This is a genomic window from Shewanella sp. c952 (assembly GCF_019654975.1).
Classification (GTDB): Bacteria; Pseudomonadota; Gammaproteobacteria; order Enterobacterales; family Shewanellaceae; genus Shewanella.
The window spans coordinates 1-915 of sequence record NZ_BPEW01000085.1; the positions used below are offsets into that span (position 1 = coordinate 1).

The following is a 915-nucleotide window of genomic DNA, read 5'->3' on the forward strand; positions in this document are numbered from 1 at the left end:
GAGGAGAAAGGGGGAGGAAGGAGAGAAGGAAAAAAGAAGAGAAAAAAAGAGAAAGAGAAAAAGAAGAAGGAGGGGAAGGGAAGAAGGAGAGAAAAGAGGCAAGAAAGGAACGAGGGGGAGGAACGAGAAGGGGGGAACGGAACAAGGAGAGAAAGAAGAGAAGAAGGAAAAAAGGAGGAAAAAAGAGAGAGAGAAAAGAGAAGAAGAAAGAGGAAGGGGAAGAAGGAAAAGAAAGAAAAGGGAGAAAAGGAAAAGAAGAAAAAGAGGAGAAAAGAAAGAGAAAAGAGGAAGGAGGAGGAGAAGGAGGAAAAAAAGGGGAGGGAGAAGAGGGAAAGGGAAAGGGGGGAAGGGAGAGGGGGAAGGAAGGAAAAAGGAAGGGAAAAAGAGGGAAGGGGGGGGGAAGGGGAGAAAGGAGAGAGAGAAAAAAAGAAAGAGAAGGAAGGGAAGGGAGAGGAAGAGAGAGAGAGGGAGGGAAAGAGGGAGGAAGAGGGCCGTAAGAGAGAGAGGGAGGGAGGAGAGAGGAAAAAGAAAAAGGAGAAGGGGGAAAAAGGAGAGGGGGGGAAAGAGGGGAAAAGCGGGATGCCGCGGCAGGAAGGGAGCCCAGCGAGGGGAAGGCCGACAGGGAGGGGCACCGAGAGACAAGGGAAGAGGAGGGGAGGAAAAAGGGGGAAAGGGAGAGGGGAAAGGAAGGGGGGGGAAGAAGGAGGGGAAAAAGGGCGAAAACGGGGGAAGAGGAAGAAAGGGAGAGAAGGGGAGAGGAAGAGAGAAAAAAAAAGAGGGAAAGAAAGGAGAAAGAGGAAGAGGGGGACCAACGGAGAGAGGCGGGAGGAAAGGAACAGGCGAGCGGAGCAGGGAAGCGGAACAAGCAAAAGGGAGAAGCAAGCGAGAAGAAGAAGAGGAAATAGTTTTTTCGCT

Annotated in this window: 1 protein-coding gene; it reads left to right on the forward strand. The window is 51.3% G+C overall.

The window, feature by feature from the left end; translation table 11 throughout:
* The coding region (locus K5R16_RS21960; RefSeq protein ID WP_220740528.1) for a hypothetical protein at window positions 1-915 on the forward strand (915 nt) is incomplete at both ends.